Here is a 16,514-nt window from a genome sequence, read left to right on the forward strand (position 1 = left end):
GAGACGCCCATGACTCGCAAGCTCGCCGCAACGCTTCTGGCCTCGCTTTCCTTCGCCGCCACGACAGCGCCCGCCGCTTCGGCGGCCGACTATCTCGGGACCTACCGCGACCAGCCGACGTCCTATAGCGCGGGCGTCTGTGGCGACGCCTCGGTTCTCGGCTTCATCACCTCGCGGTTCGAATACAAGGCGGCGAACTATCTGCACGCCAATCTCTCGATCGCCGAGATCCGCAACATGGGCCAGAACCGGCTGGAACTACGCGACTACACGCACCGCGTCGAGCGCGAGTATTGCCGCGCGACTGCCGTCATGACGGATGGCGACCAGCGGCCGCTCTATTATCTCATCGAGCGCAACTGGGGCTTTGCCGGCATCGGCCGGAGCATCGAGTTCTGCGTCGGCGGCCTCGATCCCTGGTATGTCTACGGCGCACATTGCGCTTCGCTTCGCTGACCATGCCGAGGTATTGCCGACAGCGCCGGCTCCTGCCGGCGCTTTTCGTTGTGTTGGCACTTGTCGGCTGCAGCGAAGACAGCGCCGAGAAGAAGCCGCCATTGCAAACTGCAGGCCACACAAAAACGGATGTCGCCCTCCCCGTCGGCCAGGGCTTTGATTTCTACGTCCTCTCACTCTCTTGGTCGCCGACTTGGTGCGATGACAACGACCCATCAGGCAAAATCGGACAGTGCAAGATCGGCAGCAACCGCGGGCTGATCGTACATGGGCTGTGGCCGCAGGATGAGCGAGGGTACCCCGATTTCTGCCCGACGCGCCAATCCGATCGTGTGCCGGAAGCGCTCGGCCGCCAGTATCTCGATCTCATTCCTTCGATGGGGCTGATCGGCCATCAATGGCGCAAACATGGCACCTGCTCGGGCCTCAGCCAGCAGGACTATTTCGCCGTGACACGTGCAGCGCGCGAGCGCGTTGCATTGCCGGCGGAACTCGGTGCTGCGCGTCGCGAAAATTCGATGTCCGTCAGCGCCATCGAGGCCGCGTTCGTGGCCAGAAATCCGGGCATGACGACAAACGCCGTCGCTGTTACCTGCGAGGGCAAGCGGCTGGAGGAAATCAGGATCTGCTTCGACAAGGCGCTGAGCTTCCGGCCCTGCCCCGAAGTGGATCGCCAGGCCTGCCGAAGAGACACCGTGACACTGCCTCCAGCATCCTAGGCCGATACCTTGCCAATGGGTGCGGGAGCCGCTCCTATGTTTTGAAACTGCGTGTGGCCTTCCGTACTCGATTTCGGGCGGTGCGCGCGAAAGTGAAAGATGCTCGATGAGAATACTCTACTCGCCCACATCCCCCTACTCCAACAAGGTCCGCATGGCCGCGCATTATGCCGGGTTTGCGGTTGAAAGCGTGCTGACCGATACCAATGCCAACTCGCCAGAGCTTATCGGCAGCAATCCGCTCGGCAAGATTCCGACGCTGATTACCGGCGATGGCAAGTCTATCTACGACAGCCGCACGATCATGCACTTCATCGACCGGGGAACGAAAGGCAAGCTCTACCCGAAGAATGCCGGCAAGCGCTTGGATATCGAAATCCTCGAGGCGCTGTGTGACGGCATTTGTGACTGCCTGCTGGCGATCGTCTACGAGAAGCGCATCCACCCGCCGGAAAAGGTCCATCAGCCCTGGATCGACATGCAATGGACGAAGATCGAACGCGGCCTCGACCATCTGAACGAAAACCTACCCAAGACCGGAGCCAAGCTGCATGCGGGGCATTTCGCGCTCGCGGCACTGCTGCGCTACATTGAGCTGCGCTTCAGCGGCGAATGGCAGCGGGGTCGCGCCAAGCTCAAGAACTGGCCGGCGAAGTTCGAAAAGCACTTTCCGGATTATTCCAAATTCAAAGCATAAAAAAAGGCCGGGTCACCCCGGCCTTCTTTCTTTGATCCGGCAGAAGCCGATCAGAACTTCACACCCATACCGACGCGAACGCTCTGCTCATCGTAACCGGTCGAGACGCTCGTACCGCCCATATGGAAGTCCTTCGAGCCGTAGTCCGTGTAGCGATACTCAACGCGGGCGGTGATGTTGTCCGTCACGAAGGTTTCGGCACCAGCACCAGCCGTCCATCCGACCATGGTCTTGTCGTCGGCGCCAGCCTGAGTTCTAACTTTGGCGTTACCGACGGCGAGACCGGCCGTGCCGTAAACCAGGACCGGGTTCAGATCGACACCGACGCGGCCGCGGATCGAGCCGTTCACACCTTGCGTAACGCTGCGGTTGCTGGAATGAGAATCGTTGCCGGCGTAGCCGATATCGGCTTCACCACCGTAAACCATTTGGCCGCTCTGAACGTTGTAGCCGCCATAGAGGCCGCCGCCAAATCCAACCGCGGGGTTGTTGCCGGTCGCGTCGGCTTCGCCATGGCGCCAATCAACGGTACCACCGACATAAGCGCCCGACCAGTTCTTCGCAGCCGGCTCGGTGTATTCAGCCGCCGGAGCCGCCGGAACTTCGTCGATCGCGTCTGCAGCGTGGGCGGCCTGGAAGGCGATGAGGGATACGGCCGAAGCCATGAGGGTGGTGGTGAACGTACGCATAAATATTCTCCTTTACGAACCGATGCCTCGAGGGTTGGGATCCCGCAATGAAACATCGGACAACTTTCAATTAACCCGCCCGGTTGAGCTGAAATTGGCCAGCAAATGAGGATTCACAAGAGCCAAAATGTGAAATTTTGGTGGCACAATCACGCCCAAAGTTTGATGTTGCTTTCACGCCACAGGAGTTTTATTAACCATCTTTCAAGATTAACGAAAGATATACTATATGGCTTCAAAATAATACAATTTACGCGAATTCCATTAATTTTTGCGAAATGAATCGTCAGGGAGAGTTTCAGGGCGGCGTTTCTTGCCTATATCTTCGTCCGCTGGCGCGAAGATTCGAAAAGCGGGATGAAACGTGAAGAAATCACTGAAGGCGGCACTCGTAACCGGTGGCGCCAAACGGATCGGCAAGGCTATAGTTGAAGACCTCGCGGCGCACGGCTTCGCGGTCGCAATCCACGCCAATGGCTCGCTCGATGAGGCGGAGGCGCTTGCGGCTTCGCTTGTCAAAACCGGGGTCGCAGCCGTTGCCGTGAAGGCGGACCTTACCGACACACAGGAAACCTTGGCGCTGATGGCGCAAGCCAACGAAGCGCTCGGACCGATCGACCTGATCGTCAACAATGCCTCGCTGTTCAAGAAGGATAGCCTCGACGCTTTCGACGAAGCCGTCTGGGACCGGCATTTCGCCCTGCATGTAAAAGCACCCTCCCTGCTCGCCCGCGATTTTGCCCGCCAGCTGCCACGCGGCGTCTCCGGCCTCGTCGTCAATGTGATCGACCAGCGCGTCTGGTCTCCAAACCCGCGTTTTTATTCCTATATGTTGTCCAAGTCCGCACTGTGGACGGCAACACAAACGATGGCTCAGGCACTTGCGCCGGATATTCGCGTCAACGGCATCGGCCCCGGGCCGACACTGCCGAACGAGCGGCAGGATCCTCGCGATTTCCAGGCTCAGGTCGATGCGGTGATCCTCAAGCGCGGTCCGGCGCTCGGCGAATTCGGGCGGACGATCCGATTCCTTTTCGACACGCCGTCGATTACCGGACAGATGATCGCGCTGGATGGCGGCCAGCACCTCGCCTGGGAAACGCCTGATATCAGGGAGATAGTGGAATGAACGGACGCGTGCCGACTGACGGCGGCATCCTTTATGACGGCAATGACATCGAAGACGACGACGACCTGATCGAGGCGCCTGAAGGCGTGCCCGCAGGCCCGGCGATCGAGTGGGCGGAGAATCGCAACGAGGTCGTGGGCCTCAAGGGCGCCGAACTGATCCAGGCCTTCGTCAAGCGGCTGCCGAACGGCCCTGGCGTCTATCGCATGTTCAATGAGGCCGGCGACGTCCTTTATGTCGGCAAGGCACGCAGCCTGAAGAAGCGCGTCGGCAACTACGCCCAGGGGCGCGGCCACTCCAACCGTATTTCGCGGATGATTCGCGAAACGGCGAACATGGAGTTCGTCACCACCCGCACGGAGATCGAGGCGCTTCTGCTTGAAGCCAACCTGATCAAGCGGCTCCGGCCGCGTTTCAACGTGCTTCTGCGCGACGACAAGTCCTTTCCCTATATTCTGGTCACCGGCGACAGCCGTGCGCCCGCCCTTTACAAACATCGCGGCGCACGCAGCCGAAAGGGCGATTATTTCGGCCCCTTCGCATCGGCGGGCGCCGTCGGACGCACGATCAACTCGCTGCAGCGCGCCTTTCTGTTGAGAACTTGCACCGACAGTGTGTTCGAGACACGCACGCGTCCTTGTCTTCTGCACCAGATCAAGCGCTGTTCGGCGCCCTGCACGGGCGAAATCAGCAATGAGGGTTATGCCGAACTTGTGCGCGAGGCCAAGGACTTCCTCTCCGGCAAGAGCCAGGCGGTGAAAGCGACGATTGCGGCGGCGATGGGCGAGGCTGCGGAAAACCTCGACTTCGAACGTGCCGCACTTTATCGCGACCGGCTCGCAGCACTCAGCCACGTTCAAAGCCACCAGGGCATCAACCCGGCCGGCGTCGAAGAGGCGGACGTCTTTGCGATCCACCACGAGGGCGGAACCTCCTGCATCCAGGTGTTCTTCTTCCGCACCGGGCAGAACTGGGGCAACCGCGCCTATTTCCCGAAGGCGGACCCATCGCTGCCGACGGCAGAGGTGCTTTCGGCCTTCCTCGCGCAGTTCTACGACGACAAGCCCTGTCCGCGGCAGATCCTGCTGTGCGAGGCAGTCGAGGAGCAGGAACTGCTCGGCCAGGCGCTCAGCGAAAAGTCGGGCTACAAGGTGTCGATCCAGGTGCCTCAACGCGGCGAAAAGAAGGATCTTGTTGATCACGCGCTTGCCAACGCCCGCGAGGCGCATGGCCGCAAGTTGGCTGAAACCGCGTCGCAGTCGCGACTGCTCGAAGGTTTTGCCGAAACGTTCAAGCTCGAACGCGCCCCACGGCGGATCGAGATCTACGACAACTCCCACATCATGGGCACCAATGCCGTCGGCGGCATGGTGGTCGCCGGCCCTGAAGGTTTCGTCAAAGGCCAGTATCGCAAGTTCAACATCAAATCGACCGACATCACGCCCGGCGACGACTTCGGCATGATGCGCGAGGTGATGACCCGCCGCTTCTCGCGCCTGCTCAAGGAAGAAGGCAAACCGGACCGGACTGCCGAGGTCGCCGAAGATGCAGCCTTCCCGGCCTGGCCGGACGTCATCCTGATCGACGGCGGCCAGGGACAGATGACGGCTGTCCGCACGATCCTGAGGGAATTGGATGTCGAAGACTGCGTGACGGCGATCGGCGTCGCCAAGGGTGTCGACCGCGACGCCGGGCGCGAGCGTTTCTTCGCGCTCGGGCGCGACAGCTTCACCCTGCCGCCGCGAGATCCGGTGCTCTATTTCATCCAGCGCCTACGGGACGAGGCGCACCGTTTTGCCATCGGCTCCCACCGCGCGCGGCGCAAGAAGGAGATGGTCAAGAACCCGCTCGACGAGATTGCCGGTATCGGGCCGACGCGCAAGCGAGCATTGCTCACCCATTTCGGTACCGCCAAGGCCGTTTCCCGCGCCGGCATGAACGACCTGATGGCGGTCAACGGCATTTCCGAAGCGGTCGCCCGGCTGGTCTACGAGCATTTCCATGAGGACGCGGCAAAATGACCGTTGCAGCGCAGCATGTCGAAGAGGACACGCGGAAGACGCTGTAATGGTTCAACCTTGCCGCATCGTTTCGCCCCCCGATCGATACCGATTTAAGGAATTATGCAGTGGCAATTCACCGGGCGTTCAGGTGAGATGCGCCAATTATGACAACCTTCGCACAATGATTTGTTGACCTGAGGGTCGCAAAGTCATTCTGTACCTCCGAGGAAGACAGAGAACCCGAATCCATGCCCACGCCCGTCGCCTACAGCATCCCCAACCTGCTCACCTATTTCCGAATCCTGATCGTGCCGCTGATCGTGCTCTGCTTCTTCGTCGAAGGCCGGCTGCACAGTTCGGATTTTGCGCGCTGGACGGCGGTCACTCTCTTTGCCATCGCCTCGATCACCGACTTCTTCGACGGTTATCTCGCCCGCATCTGGAAGCAGACCTCGAACATCGGCAAGATGCTCGATCCGATCGCCGACAAGCTGCTGGTCGCCTCGATCCTGCTGCTCGTTGCCGCCGACGGCACGATTGCCGGCTGGTCGATCTGGGCCGCCATCATCATTCTGTGCCGCGAGATCCTCGTTTCGGGTCTGCGCGAGTATCTGGCAGCGCTGAAGGTCAGCGTCCCGGTTACCCGCATCGCCAAGTGGAAGACGACGATCCAGATGGTGGCGATCGTCTTCCTGCTGGCCGGCCCCGCTGGCGACAAGATCCTGCCCTATACGACCGAGGCCGGTATCGTTCTGCTGTGGATTGCCGCGGCGATCACGCTCTACAGCGGTTACGACTATTTCCGCGCCGGCCTGAAACATGTGGTCAACGAATGAGCACCGTCAATCTCGTCTACTTCTCTTGGGTGCGCGAACGCATTGGCAAGGGTGAGGAAACGCTGGAAGTCCCGGCCGACGTCGTCACCATTGCCGATTTGCTTGCGCATCTGAAAACCCTTGGGGAAGAATACGAGACGGCGCTCGAGCACCAGAACGTCATCCGCGCAGCGATCAACCAGGAGCATGTCGAGCATGGCGAACCGATCGCCGGCGCGCGCGAGATCGCTCTCTTCCCGCCGATGACCGGTGGCTGACGCCATGGGCGCGGCCGTCACCGTGCGCGTGCAGCGCGAGGACTTCGATCTTTCGGCCGAGGTTTCCAAGCTCTCTTCCGGCCGCCCTGACATCGGGGCGGTTGTGACGTTTTCGGGCCTCTGCCGCGACGAAGCGGGCACGCTGACCGCTCTCGAGTTAGAGCATTATCCTGGAATGGCCGAAGCCGAAATCGAACGCATCTGCAGGCTGGCGGTCGAACGCTTCGGGCTGCAAGCGGCAACGGCGATCCATCGCTACGGCAAGATCAATCCCGGCGAAAACATCGTGCTGGTGATCACCGCCTCGCCGCACCGGCAGGCGGCTTTCGATGGCGCCAACTTCATCATGGATTTCCTCAAGACCTCCGCTCCCTTCTGGAAGAAGGAGCACTCGAGCGACGGAACGGCCGGCGGTTGGGTCAGCGCCAAGGATGCCGACGACACGGCGCGTGATCGCTGGAAACGCTGACATCAGGGGATGATTTTCTCCTGCCGCGTCACCGCGAGCACGATGACGAGGAAGCCGAAGATCGCGAAATCCCGCCAGAGGATCGGGCCATACGCGCCCCAGAGCGTTTCGAGCAGGCCGATCGCTGCTGCACCGAGCGCGGCACAAAGCGGCGAGGTCTGGCCGCCGATCGCCGCGATGAACAGCACCTTGACCCCGAAGGTTAGCCCGGTGCCGAAATCCATGTTGCCATAGTAGGACGCGGCCAGGATGCCACAGCAGGCGGCGATCAGCGACGCGGCGCCATAGGCGGCGATATAGACACGCGCCGCATCGATGCCGCACAGGGCAGCAGCGCCACGATCCTCTGACACCGCTCGCCACGACCGCCCGGCGCGACTATGCGCCAGAAACCAGTGACCGCTCGCGACCAGCGCCACCATCAACAGCGTGTTGAGCAACTGGATCACCGTCAGCGTCACCGGGAACTTGGCATCGGACCAGAAGACGATGTTGCCGTTCAGAAACGGTGGCAGCCACAGGCTCTTCGTTTCCGACGCCAGCCGCGCGGTCTCCATCAGCACCAGAAGACAGCCAAGCGACGCGACGACGACAGTGTTGGCCGACGAGAATGCAAGCGGGCGCATCACATAGCGCCCGGCGACAAGCCCTGCCCCGACGCCGAGTGTGAGGCCCGCTGCGGCGCCGAGGCCGAGCGCTACCGGCAGCACCAGCCACAGTTGGTTCCAGCCGAAATTGGCAAACAGCACGAACATCTGGCCGGCGAAGGCAAAGAGAGCACCGTAGGTGAGATCGGCCCGGCGGGTCACGGCAAAGGCGATGGCATAGCCGAATGCCAGCGCAGCATAGAGCGCGGCGATAGGGACGGCATTGGCGATCTGCTGCAGGAAATAGAGCATGGCGCATCCGGGAGCGTGACAACATCAATATAACTGGTAAAATCACATTTACCAGTTAGGATTTGTTCATGACCTTCACCTGGACCGCACACCGATTTGCCGGCGGCGCGCTGGCGCTGGATGTCGCCAACTCCGTCATCCTGCGCTTTGATCCCGCGAGGCGGATCGATCGCTTTGCCGACGTCCCGGCGCTCGACGGCTTCGCCGGAGCCGCCAACCGGTTCTGCGCCGAGAGCCAACGCTTTGGCACGCTGTTGCCCGTTGCCGAGCCGAACCGCACCAGGCTCTTGACGTTGCGCGAGGCAACGGATCGGCATTTTCGGGCGCAGGCGGAGGCCGAGCAGCGGGTAGACTTGATGGCCGACCTGCTCGAGGCGATCGCCGCGGTGTTGCGTGGTGCCGGCAACGGTGGAGACGCCGTCGCGCTCGACACCGCTACGGCCCATTCCGCACTCAGCCTCGTCGCCAATCCCGAACCCGATCGGCTGAAGATCTGCCCCAATTGCGGCTGGCTATTTCTGGACAGGAGCCGCAACCGCAGCCGGACCTGGTGCGACATGGCCGTCTGCGGCAACCGCAGCAAGGCCAAGCGTCACTATCGCCGCAGCAAGGAGGAGGCACAATGATAACACGGACGATTGCAACGCTTGCGGCCATGATGACGGTGATGCTGATCGCCGGCTGCCAACGGGAGACCGGCCCCGATCCGCTAAAGCTGACTGGCAAGATGTTCATCTTCAACTACCGCCTCGCCTATGCCGTCTACACGATCACGCTCCAGAAGACGGAGCCCGTGCCCGAGGGTAGCATTGTCATCGCGACATTCGAGAACCCGGTGGGCGGCGAGTCGCTCAAGGTGACGCGCAAGCTCTTTCCAAAGCTCGACAGAGTGGTGCTGGAAAGTCCCGATCTGACTTGTGTGAAAAAGGAAAGGCCCTATGCGGTGACGATCGAGGTGAAAGGACCTGCGGGCGAAACGCTGCAGAAACTGGAGACCACCGTCACCTCCGATGTCGACCAAGATATCTTGCCGGCGAAGCCACTGGTCGAGGGTCCGGCATACGACAAGAATCCGGCGGTCTTCCGGGACGGCAAGGCGCCGGAGCATTTTGAAACGGCAAAGTGCCCGATATGAAAAAACCGGAGCGTTTCCGCTCCGGTTCAATCGAGTGATTTCAAGCCGTTATGGCCGGAAATGCAGATATTGAATTCAGCCGACGATTTCGGTGCCGGAGAACCAGTATGCGATTTCTTCAGCAGCCGTTGCCGGAGCGTCCGAACCGTGAACCGAGTTTTCGCCGATCGAAAGGGCGTGAACCTTGCGGATCGTGCCTTCATCAGCGTTTGCCGGGTTGGTGGCGCCCATGATTTCGCGGTTCTTGGCGATGGCGTTTTCGCCTTCGAGAACCTGAACGATGGTCGGGCCCGAAGACATGGACTCGACGAGTTCGCCGAAGAACGGACGTTCCTTGTGAACGGCGTAGAAGCCTTCAGCTTCGCGGCGGCTCATCCAGACGCGCTTGGAAGCAACGACGCGCAGGCCGGCGTCTTCGAGCATCTTGGTGATGGCGCCGGTCAGGTTACGCTTCGTTGCGTCCGGCTTGATCATCGAAAAGGTACGTTCAATCGCCATTGGCTCAATTCCCTTGTTTTCTTGAGAAGTGGCGGTTCATTAGCCGCCAATTCCGCGCAAAACAAGGGGGTTCACTCACGATTCGCCGCGAGCCTTGCGGGTTTCACGCCGCTGTCACAGAGCGGCCGATGCCATCGTGCAGGTCGAGGCAACGCTCGAACCAGTCTGTGACCGGATCGCCTTGGGAAAGCAGGCGTTGCGGCGAAACGATACGCGCCCATTGCAGCGCACCGAAGACGATGTAGTCGGCAAAGAGTGGCCGCTCGCCGCCGAGATAGGGCTGAAACTTCAGCATATGGCGCAGCGGCTCAAGCTTGTCGGAGAAGGTCGCAAGGGCCGCGCCTCCGGTTTCAGCCACCGCTTCGAGCGAAGTGCCGAAGCGCGCCTCGCGACTTTCGCGGAAATAGACCCGATCGACCGGATCGAGCCTGTCGTGAATATCCTTGATGATGATGCGAGCGATTGCCGGATGCAGCGTCGTCTGCGACCAGCCCTCGATGAAGCGGGCCATGGCCATGCCGCCCGGTCCGCCAAACAGCGACGGCCGATCCGGGTAGTTCTCGTCGAGATAGACGGCAATCTCAAAACTGTCCTGTACCAGCCGGTCGCCGTCGCGCAGAAGCGGCACGAGCTTGGTGGCGCCTTCCTCTACCTTGGGGATCTCGGTAAAGCCGATCGGAACGACGTCGAAGTCGAGCCCCTTATGCGCAAGCGACAGCTTGGTCTTCCAGACATGCGGTGAAAAAGGTCGGGCCCTGTCGGCACCGCAAAGCGAATAGAGTTTCCTGCTCACGTGATCTCCCGGCGAAAATTGGATCGTCTCACCTCATTCGACGCCAGACGGATCGAACGATCAAATGATTAAATTTCATGGGTGGCATTCGCCACAGGAATACGGATCTGCGCTAACTTCGCGACCACGAAGGAGAAACAGATGCTCGATCATTTTCGCATGTTCGCCGACTACAACATCTGGGCCAACCGCCGGCTCTACGCAGCGGCCGCAGAACTTCCGGACAGCGAACTGAGGCAGAGCAAGGGTGCATTCTTCGGGTCAGCGCTTGCGACGCTCAATCATATCCTTGCCGCGGATCGGATCTGGATGAAACGTTTCACCGGCGAAGGCGACGCGCCGACAGCGCTGGATACGATGCTCCATGAAGATCTCGCCAGCCTTACCAGCGCACGCGAACGGGAAGATGCGCGAATGATTGCCTGGATCTACGGGCTCGATGAGGCGCGGTTTGCCGCCACCTTCAATTACACGACGCTGAGCTCACCAGTGATCGTCACGCAGAAGCTCGGGCCAACGCTCGCCCACGTCTTCAATCACCAGACCCATCACCGCGGCCAGGTGCACGCGACGCTGACAGCGCTTGGGCGTCCATCAATTGTGCTGGATCTCGCGTTCTTTTTGTGGACCGAAGGCGAAAAGTGGGCGAACTAAAACAGCCCATCTGGCACTCGGCCGCAGATGATTAAGCGACAGTCCGGGCTTGGGCCTTCCGTTCACAGCCGCCTTGAGCAATTGGCGTTGCAAGAGCCAGGCGGCGAGGCCAAGCGCGATGCCAGCAGGAGGCCGAGGTCCGGATGCAACGGCTTGTCACTGCCCCCCAGATGTTCGGTTCGCCAACGGCCGTCGATCCGGCAATAGGCACAGTCCGGTTCGAACATGTCCGTCCAGGCCGCAGTGCCGGCGGCGCGCGGCGCCTGCATGGCAACCACATGTCCGGCCTTAAGCGCTGCGAGATAGGCAATGATGGCATGTTCGGAGAGTTCGGGCTCAAGCTTTATCAGCGCGCGGGTGCGCGGAAAAAGTGCGACCTGACGGTCGACCCTTTCGTGCAGGTCGCGGTAGCTGACGAAACGCCGACCGGGAAGAACCAGAGCGGGACGCTCGCCCCACGCCGCAAGATCCGCGATGAATGAAGGGGGCATTGTCAAACCATCACTCTGCATTCGAGCCTCCCGCCCGATTTAGCAAGGCGGGATATAATTGTTGACAAGCTCCGTCAACTATAAACATGAACTAAAACAGCAACTTTCGACTTTCCGCTCCAATCGGTTGCGCCAGTCCCTCCTGCGGTGGGATTTCGACAACCATACCGGGCAGATCTGGTATCGCGCCTGGTATCTTCAGACTCCCTTAAACGCAGCGCCGCCATAGTGTTTTCGGATCCCATACAGGCATCGAGGACGACCACGGAATGACCAGGCAAGTTGCCGCGAACACCGGCCGATCGCAGACGAAAAGCACCACCATCATTTTGAAGGTGGCGCAATCCATGTCTCAGCTTGGCATCGCGGCACTGCCACGCAACTATGAACTTGTCTATGAAGCCTTGTCCGGCCGGCTACCGCAGCTTTCGCGCGATCTGGCGGCGCTCGGCGCCACGCCGCAGCAGGACGCCCTCGACGAACTCGGCCTCAAGCATCATCTGGTGGCTCACGGGGCACTTGCCGCCGACAGGGCAAGGGCAGCAGCACAGGAGGCCCTGAGCGAACTTGCTCTGCAGCTGAGGCACAGCCTGGCGCAGAAACACGCCTTCAGAAGCCAGCTCGACCGCTTCAAAGACCGCCTGGTCGCCGACCCGGTTGCCGGCCTGTCGGAGTTTGCCGACGACGCAGCGAGGTTGCGGGATGCGGCCGGCCTGCTGATGAATGAAGAACAGGCTTTTCAAACAGCCTTGCAGGTAAGCGCCGAGCGCTTTGCAGCGCTGGAAGGCGAGTTCGCCGAAAGCCGCAAACCGTTGACCCGCGACCCCGCCACCGGCCTGCCCAATCGCCTGGCCCTGGCGGCGCGTTTGAGAACAATGCTGGAAGCCGAAGGCATAACCGAGCCGGTTGCCCTGCTTGTCGTGTCAGTCGAGGGGTTGCGCGGTATCGCCGAGCAGCACGGCGGCAGCGCGGCAGAAAAGGCGCTCGGCAAACTTTCGACGCTGTTTCGCAAGTCGATCAAGAAGAGTGACTTCGTCGCACGCGTCGGCGGCCAGGAATTTGCGTTCCTCTGCAGCGACGTCACAGAGGAGAACGCCGAAGCAATTGCGCAGCGCATCCAGCAATCGGTGGAGGCGCTGCGCGTCGCCCTGCCCGGCCGTGCTTTCACGACCGAAACCCTTTCGCTCTCGGCCGGCATCGCGACGGCCCAGCCGATGGCGACGCCAGCCGACGTCATGCAGCAGGCCGAACTGGCGCTTGCGGCCGCCCGAACGGGATCGCGCTCGGGAATTCTTGCCTATACGCCGGAGCTTGGCGGCAAACGGGCGAAGATCTATTCGCCGCACGCTGCCTAAAGCGCGTCGCGATCTCCAGGGTTCATGCCGCTTCTGACTGCCGCTCATGCACGGCCATCCGGCTCGTGCCGATTTCGCAAGCCTTGTCACCCAGCCGACCGAGCAGGCGATGAAGATCCGTGCGCTCATTGTCATCGAGCGCCGAGAAAAGCTCTTCGATCATCTGACGACGTGGCCGGAGCGCCGCTTCGAGGCCGGCCCGGCCGAGGTCGGTAATCGAGATGATCTTTGCTCGCCGGTCCTCGGGATCCGGCTCGCGGACGACCATCCCGTCGCGCTCAAGTCCGTCGATCGCCTCAGTGACGGTTCGCGGGGCAAAGCTGAGTGCCGAAGCGATGTCGGCGCAGCGACATGGCCCGAGTTCGCTGAGATAGAACAGGAACTTGCTGCGCGCGAGCGAGACGCCTTCTTCACTCATGGACGCGTTCACCAGGCGGTGGACGCAGTGGTAGAGTTCGAAGAGCCGCTCAGCGACGTGAATTTTTTCTGTCATGGCAAATCACCTCATTGGCAACGCCAAAACGAGATAACCCGGCCCCGCTTGGCGGGACCGGGTTATCTGGTCGTCCGTTTGGCGTGGGTTATTGACTGTCCTGACCGGTCTTGCCGAAGGCCTTCGCATTGCCGTTGGCAATCGCGCCTGTCGCCGCGGCGTCAACCGCCTTGTTCTCGATACCGGCATAGTAATCACCACCGTCGACGGTGTTTGCGGACACGCCGGCACCTGCCGAAGCGTCTGCACGACCGGTAAAGAGCGGCTTCGGGCTGACGCCTTCATAGTAGCTGCCGCCGGCAAAGGCGGTGGATGCGCCGGCCAACGTTGCCGCTGCAACGAGAAGCGTTGCGATGGACTTTTTCATGGGAGTTTTCCTTGATGGGGATGGAGCGTCATGGGGCTGGAAGCCCCATGACCGGAGACGGAATGCGCCTTAGCGGGAGATGCCCTGGTAGTATTCGCCTTCGCCGCCCTGAACAACCTGCGGCCTGGCATCGTAATTGTGGACCGAGCCGGTGGACGTACGGTCGACATATCCGGCTTCCGAACCGCGGATGTTCAAGGCGGAGCTACCGGCGGCCTTGGGAGCGCGTTCGGTAAACAGCGGGGTCGGGCTGATGCCTTCGTAATAGCTGCCGCCGGCAAAGGCGGCGGAGGCGCCGCCGAGAACGGCTGTTGCAACGAGAGCTGCGGCGAGTGCGGTGTGGATCGTGGTTTTCATCGTCTTTGCTCCTGGGAGGCTCGTTCGCTTGAACGAGGGTTTCATCAAAACTACGTTTGGCCGGATCGGTCTTTCCTGGAACGCGGTGGCCTTGCCGATGGCGTTCAGTCGATCGAGGCGGTCGGAAGAGCTTTCGCTGCCCTTCGCTTAAACAGATGGTCCCTCACGATGAGGATGTGTAGTATCGATTGTCGGAACGCGTTGTTCATGAATTGATAACAATGGCCCCTTGAAATCCGCGAACCAGACATCCACGCGCCGGGCCGAAACTGCAGTCGCGACGCACCTCTTGCCTTCCGGCTCAAGTCCGGGCAAAAGGCCGCAATGATCCAGATTTCCGGCCTTTCCGCCCGCATCGCGGGCCGTCTCCTCATCGAAAACGCATCCGTGACGCTTCCGGCGGGCACGAAGGCCGGGCTAGTCGGACGAAACGGTGCCGGCAAGTCGACGCTGTTCCGTATCATTACCGGTGAGTTCGCTTCGGAAGCCGGCACAATTTCGCTGCCCAAGAATGCGCGGATCGGCCAGGTCGCACAGGAAGCGCCCGGCACCGAGGAACCGCTGATCGAGATCGTGCTCAAGGCGGACAAGGAACGCACGGCGCTGGTCGCCGAGGCGGAGACCGCGACCGACCCGCACCGTATTGCAGAAATCCAGACCCGGCTCGCCGATATCGGCGCCCACTCGGCGGAGGCGCGTGCGGCGAGCATTCTCGCCGGCCTCGGCTTCGATCACGAAGCGCAGCTGCGCCCTGCCTCCTCCTTCTCCGGCGGTTGGCGGATGCGCGTGGCGCTCGCAGGCGTTCTCTTCTCCGAGCCGGACCTGCTGCTGCTCGACGAGCCGACCAACTATCTCGACCTCGAAGGTACGCTCTGGCTCGAAGATTACATTCGCCGCTATCCGCACACCGTCATCATCATCAGCCACGACCGCGATCTGTTGAACACGGCGGTCAACGCCATCGTGCATCTCGACCAGAAGAAGCTCGCCTACTATCGCGGGCCTTACGACCAGTTCGAGCGACAGAAGGCGGAAGCCGACGAGTTGCAGATGAAGGCGAAGGCCAAGAACGACGCGGCGCGAAAGCACCTCCAGAGCTTCATCGACCGCTTCAAGGCCAAGGCCACCAAGGCCCGCCAGGCGCAGAGCCGCGTCAAGGCACTGGAGCGCATGGGTACGATTGCGGCCGTGATCGAGGATCACGTTCAGGGCTTCTCCTTCCCAGAGCCGGAGAAAGAGGCCGCATCGCCGATTATCGCCGTCACCGGCGGAACCGTCGGATACGAGCCCGGCAACCCGATCCTCAAGCGCCTCAACCTGCGGATTGACACCGATGATCGCATCGCGCTGCTCGGCTCGAACGGCAACGGCAAGTCGACCTTCGCCAAGTTCATCTCCGGGCGGCTGGCGCCAGAATCCGGCGAGTTGAAGATCGCGCCGAACCTCAAGGTCGGCTTCTTCGCGCAGCACCAGCTGGATGATCTGATCCCGACCCAAAGCGCCGTCGAACATGTGCGTCGTCGCATGCCGGAAACACCGGAAGCCAAGGTGCGCGCCCGCGTGGCGCAGATGGGCCTGGCGACCGAGAAGATGGAAACGCCTGCCAAGGACCTCTCGGGCGGCGAGAAAGCACGCCTGCTGATGGGGCTGGCTGCCTTCGACGCGCCCAACCTGCTGATCCTCGACGAGCCGACCAACCATCTGGATATCGACAGCCGCAATGCGTTGATCACCGCGCTCAACGACTATTCCGGCGCCGTGATCCTGATCTCGCACGACCGCCACCTGATCGAGGCGACCGCCGACCGGCTGTGGCTCGTGCGGGACGGAACGGTGACGAGCTACGACGGCGACCTGGAAGACTATCGGAGCCTGATCGTCGGCGGCCCTAAGGCCAAGGAGGACAAACCCAAGGCAGCCGGAGCGGACGATTCCCTGTCAAAGGCGGACCAGCGCAAGGCCAACGCGGACAAGCGCGCATCGCTGGCACCTCTCAGAAAAAAGATCAACGAAATCGAATCGCTGACGGGAAAGCTGGAGAAAGTGATTCAAGCGCTCGACGCTGAACTCGCCGACCCAACGCTTTACGAAAAGTCGCCGGCGAAGGCCGCGCAGAAGGCCAAGGAACGCTCCGACGCAGTCGACAAACTTGCGCATGCCGAGGAACAATGGCTCGAGCTCTCGTCCGAGTACGAAGAGGCGATGGCCATCTGATCC

At 61.3% G+C, this 16,514-nt stretch carries 21 protein-coding genes; 13 read left to right on the forward strand and 8 right to left on the reverse strand.

Translation table 11 applies throughout. From position 1 onward, the window contains the following. Positions 1 to 9: 9 nt before the first annotated feature. The 3 genes from ASD02_RS27690 (at position 10) to ASD02_RS27700 (ending at position 1,872) form a co-directional block, all read left to right on the forward strand. Positions 10 to 456 carry a hypothetical protein gene (locus ASD02_RS27690; RefSeq protein ID WP_025426488.1) on the forward strand — a complete coding sequence of 149 codons (447 nt, stop codon included), beginning with the start codon at positions 10 to 12 and terminating at the stop codon, positions 454 to 456. A 2-nt stretch (positions 457 to 458) separates the two neighbouring features. Next, positions 459 to 1,175 carry a ribonuclease T(2) gene (locus ASD02_RS27695; protein ID WP_057211525.1) on the forward strand — a complete coding sequence of 239 codons (717 nt, stop codon included), beginning with the start codon at positions 459 to 461 and terminating at the stop codon, positions 1,173 to 1,175. A 106-nt stretch (positions 1,176 to 1,281) separates the two neighbouring features. Then, the gene (locus ASD02_RS27700) at positions 1,282 to 1,872 is read left to right on the forward strand and encodes a glutathione S-transferase (protein ID WP_025426486.1); all 591 of its coding nucleotides are present in this window, start codon (positions 1,282 to 1,284) and stop codon (positions 1,870 to 1,872) included. Positions 1,873 to 1,922: 50 nt separating this feature from the next. Here the strand turns inward: ASD02_RS27700 and ASD02_RS27705 are convergent, their stop codons facing one another. Next, positions 1,923 to 2,561 (reverse strand): outer membrane protein, encoded by a 639-nt coding sequence (locus ASD02_RS27705; RefSeq protein WP_025426485.1) that lies wholly within the window; start codon positions 2,559 to 2,561, stop codon positions 1,923 to 1,925. Positions 2,562 to 2,925: 364 nt separating this feature from the next. Between ASD02_RS27705 and ASD02_RS27710 the strand changes: the two genes are divergently transcribed. The 5 genes from ASD02_RS27710 to ASD02_RS27730 all read left to right on the forward strand — a co-directional run bounded on the left by ASD02_RS27710 (position 2,926) and on the right by ASD02_RS27730 (position 7,255). Continuing rightward, entirely contained in the window at positions 2,926 to 3,690 is a 765-nt protein-coding gene (locus ASD02_RS27710) for an SDR family oxidoreductase (RefSeq protein ID WP_025426484.1), read from the forward strand. Further along, positions 3,687 to 5,711, forward strand: a complete 2,025-nt coding sequence (gene uvrC, locus ASD02_RS27715; protein WP_025426483.1) for an excinuclease ABC subunit UvrC — start codon at positions 3,687 to 3,689, stop codon at positions 5,709 to 5,711. The genes ASD02_RS27710 and uvrC overlap by 4 nt, the downstream gene beginning before the upstream one ends. 230 nt (positions 5,712 to 5,941) lie before the next feature. Next, on the forward strand, positions 5,942 to 6,529 hold the full coding sequence (pgsA, locus tag ASD02_RS27720) for a CDP-diacylglycerol--glycerol-3-phosphate 3-phosphatidyltransferase (RefSeq protein WP_025426482.1): 588 nt from the start codon (positions 5,942 to 5,944) through the stop codon (positions 6,527 to 6,529). Beyond that, entirely contained in the window at positions 6,526 to 6,786 is a 261-nt protein-coding gene (gene moaD, locus ASD02_RS27725) for a molybdopterin converting factor subunit 1 (protein WP_057211447.1), read from the forward strand. The genes pgsA and moaD overlap by 4 nt, the downstream gene beginning before the upstream one ends. A gap of 4 nt (positions 6,787 to 6,790) precedes the next feature. Next, positions 6,791 to 7,255 carry a molybdenum cofactor biosynthesis protein MoaE gene (locus ASD02_RS27730; RefSeq protein ID WP_025426480.1) on the forward strand — a complete coding sequence of 155 codons (465 nt, stop codon included), beginning with the start codon at positions 6,791 to 6,793 and terminating at the stop codon, positions 7,253 to 7,255. 2 nt (positions 7,256 to 7,257) lie between these two features. On the opposite strand, the gene ASD02_RS27735 is transcribed toward ASD02_RS27730, so the two are convergent. Then, entirely contained in the window at positions 7,258 to 8,154 is an 897-nt protein-coding gene (locus ASD02_RS27735) for a branched-chain amino acid ABC transporter permease (RefSeq protein ID WP_025426479.1), read from the reverse strand. Positions 8,155 to 8,222: 68 nt separating this feature from the next. On the opposite strand from ASD02_RS27735, the gene ASD02_RS27740 reads away from it, so the two are divergent. Further along, positions 8,223 to 8,780: a CGNR zinc finger domain-containing protein gene (locus ASD02_RS27740; protein WP_025426478.1), complete on the forward strand. Its 558-nt coding sequence runs from the start codon at positions 8,223 to 8,225 to the stop codon at positions 8,778 to 8,780. Then, on the forward strand, positions 8,777 to 9,289 hold the full coding sequence (locus tag ASD02_RS27745; protein ID WP_057221479.1) for a hypothetical protein: 513 nt from the start codon (positions 8,777 to 8,779) through the stop codon (positions 9,287 to 9,289). The genes ASD02_RS27740 and ASD02_RS27745 overlap by 4 nt, the downstream gene beginning before the upstream one ends. Before the next feature lie 75 nt (positions 9,290 to 9,364). On the opposite strand, the gene ndk is transcribed toward ASD02_RS27745, so the two are convergent. Together ndk and ASD02_RS27755 are read right to left on the reverse strand one after the other, a co-directional pair. Then, positions 9,365 to 9,787, reverse strand: coding sequence for a nucleoside-diphosphate kinase (gene ndk, locus ASD02_RS27750; protein ID WP_025426476.1), 423 nt, complete (start codon positions 9,785 to 9,787; stop codon positions 9,365 to 9,367). A gap of 103 nt (positions 9,788 to 9,890) precedes the next feature. Continuing rightward, a complete protein-coding gene (locus ASD02_RS27755; protein WP_025426475.1) occupies positions 9,891 to 10,580 on the reverse strand; it encodes a glutathione S-transferase family protein in 690 nt (229 codons plus the stop codon). A gap of 141 nt (positions 10,581 to 10,721) precedes the next feature. Here ASD02_RS27755 and ASD02_RS27760 point away from each other — a divergent pair, with 141 nt between their 5' ends. Beyond that, on the forward strand, positions 10,722 to 11,234 hold the full coding sequence (locus tag ASD02_RS27760) for a DinB family protein (protein WP_025426474.1): 513 nt from the start codon (positions 10,722 to 10,724) through the stop codon (positions 11,232 to 11,234). A gap of 62 nt (positions 11,235 to 11,296) precedes the next feature. On the opposite strand, the gene ASD02_RS27765 is transcribed toward ASD02_RS27760, so the two are convergent. Beyond that, entirely contained in the window at positions 11,297 to 11,746 is a 450-nt protein-coding gene (locus tag ASD02_RS27765) for a hypothetical protein (protein ID WP_057221480.1), read from the reverse strand. Between the two features lie 248 nt (positions 11,747 to 11,994). Here ASD02_RS27765 and ASD02_RS27770 point away from each other — a divergent pair, with 248 nt between their 5' ends. Further along, on the forward strand, positions 11,995 to 13,080 hold the full coding sequence (locus ASD02_RS27770) for a GGDEF domain-containing protein (RefSeq protein WP_025426472.1): 1,086 nt from the start codon (positions 11,995 to 11,997) through the stop codon (positions 13,078 to 13,080). Between the two features lie 22 nt (positions 13,081 to 13,102). On the opposite strand, the gene ASD02_RS27775 is transcribed toward ASD02_RS27770, so the two are convergent. The 3 genes from ASD02_RS27775 to ASD02_RS27785 form a co-directional block, all read right to left on the reverse strand. After that, on the reverse strand, positions 13,103 to 13,573 hold the full coding sequence (locus tag ASD02_RS27775) for a MarR family transcriptional regulator (RefSeq protein WP_025426471.1): 471 nt from the start codon (positions 13,571 to 13,573) through the stop codon (positions 13,103 to 13,105). Between the two features lie 88 nt (positions 13,574 to 13,661). Then, complete coding sequence (locus ASD02_RS27780; protein ID WP_025426470.1) at positions 13,662 to 13,940, reverse strand: hypothetical protein; 279 nt, start codon at positions 13,938 to 13,940, stop codon at positions 13,662 to 13,664. Between the two features lie 69 nt (positions 13,941 to 14,009). After that, entirely contained in the window at positions 14,010 to 14,297 is a 288-nt protein-coding gene (locus tag ASD02_RS27785; protein ID WP_025426469.1) for a hypothetical protein, read from the reverse strand. Positions 14,298 to 14,621: 324 nt separating this feature from the next. On the opposite strand from ASD02_RS27785, the gene ASD02_RS27790 reads away from it, so the two are divergent. Further along, a complete protein-coding gene (locus ASD02_RS27790) occupies positions 14,622 to 16,511 on the forward strand; it encodes an ABC-F family ATP-binding cassette domain-containing protein (RefSeq protein WP_057211449.1) in 1,890 nt (629 codons plus the stop codon). The last annotated feature ends 3 nt before the right edge of the window (positions 16,512 to 16,514 follow it).

It is taken from the genome of Ensifer sp. Root1252, assembly GCF_001425885.1.
In the GTDB taxonomy this organism is placed as follows: domain Bacteria; phylum Pseudomonadota; class Alphaproteobacteria; order Rhizobiales; family Rhizobiaceae; genus Ensifer; species Ensifer canadensis.

Bases quoted from the DNA above. Each gene is read 5' to 3' on its own strand.
- ASD02_RS27690 (WP_025426488.1), top strand. From the start codon at position 10: ATGACTCGCAAGCTCGCCGCAACGCTTCTGGCCTCGCTTTCCTTCGCC.
- ASD02_RS27695 (WP_057211525.1), top strand. From the start codon at position 459: ATGCCGAGGTATTGCCGACAGCGCCGGCTCCTGCCGGCGCTTTTCGTT.
- ASD02_RS27700 (WP_025426486.1), top strand. From the start codon at position 1,282: ATGAGAATACTCTACTCGCCCACATCCCCCTACTCCAACAAGGTCCGC.
- ASD02_RS27705 (WP_025426485.1), bottom strand. From the start codon at position 2,561: ATGCGTACGTTCACCACCACCCTCATGGCTTCGGCCGTATCCCTCATC.
- uvrC (WP_025426483.1), top strand. From the start codon at position 3,687: ATGAACGGACGCGTGCCGACTGACGGCGGCATCCTTTATGACGGCAAT.
- pgsA (WP_025426482.1), top strand. From the start codon at position 5,942: ATGCCCACGCCCGTCGCCTACAGCATCCCCAACCTGCTCACCTATTTC.
- moaD (WP_057211447.1), top strand. From the start codon at position 6,526: ATGAGCACCGTCAATCTCGTCTACTTCTCTTGGGTGCGCGAACGCATT.
- ASD02_RS27730 (WP_025426480.1), top strand. From the start codon at position 6,791: ATGGGCGCGGCCGTCACCGTGCGCGTGCAGCGCGAGGACTTCGATCTT.
- ASD02_RS27735 (WP_025426479.1), bottom strand. From the start codon at position 8,154: ATGCTCTATTTCCTGCAGCAGATCGCCAATGCCGTCCCTATCGCCGCG.
- ASD02_RS27740 (WP_025426478.1), top strand. From the start codon at position 8,223: ATGACCTTCACCTGGACCGCACACCGATTTGCCGGCGGCGCGCTGGCG.
- ASD02_RS27745 (WP_057221479.1), top strand. From the start codon at position 8,777: ATGATAACACGGACGATTGCAACGCTTGCGGCCATGATGACGGTGATG.
- ndk (WP_025426476.1), bottom strand. From the start codon at position 9,787: ATGGCGATTGAACGTACCTTTTCGATGATCAAGCCGGACGCAACGAAG.
- ASD02_RS27760 (WP_025426474.1), top strand. From the start codon at position 10,722: ATGCTCGATCATTTTCGCATGTTCGCCGACTACAACATCTGGGCCAAC.
- ASD02_RS27765 (WP_057221480.1), bottom strand. From the start codon at position 11,746: ATGCAGAGTGATGGTTTGACAATGCCCCCTTCATTCATCGCGGATCTT.
- ASD02_RS27770 (WP_025426472.1), top strand. From the start codon at position 11,995: ATGACCAGGCAAGTTGCCGCGAACACCGGCCGATCGCAGACGAAAAGC.
- ASD02_RS27775 (WP_025426471.1), bottom strand. From the start codon at position 13,573: ATGACAGAAAAAATTCACGTCGCTGAGCGGCTCTTCGAACTCTACCAC.
- ASD02_RS27780 (WP_025426470.1), bottom strand. From the start codon at position 13,940: ATGAAAAAGTCCATCGCAACGCTTCTCGTTGCAGCGGCAACGTTGGCC.
- ASD02_RS27785 (WP_025426469.1), bottom strand. From the start codon at position 14,297: ATGAAAACCACGATCCACACCGCACTCGCCGCAGCTCTCGTTGCAACA.
- ASD02_RS27790 (WP_057211449.1), top strand. From the start codon at position 14,622: ATGATCCAGATTTCCGGCCTTTCCGCCCGCATCGCGGGCCGTCTCCTC.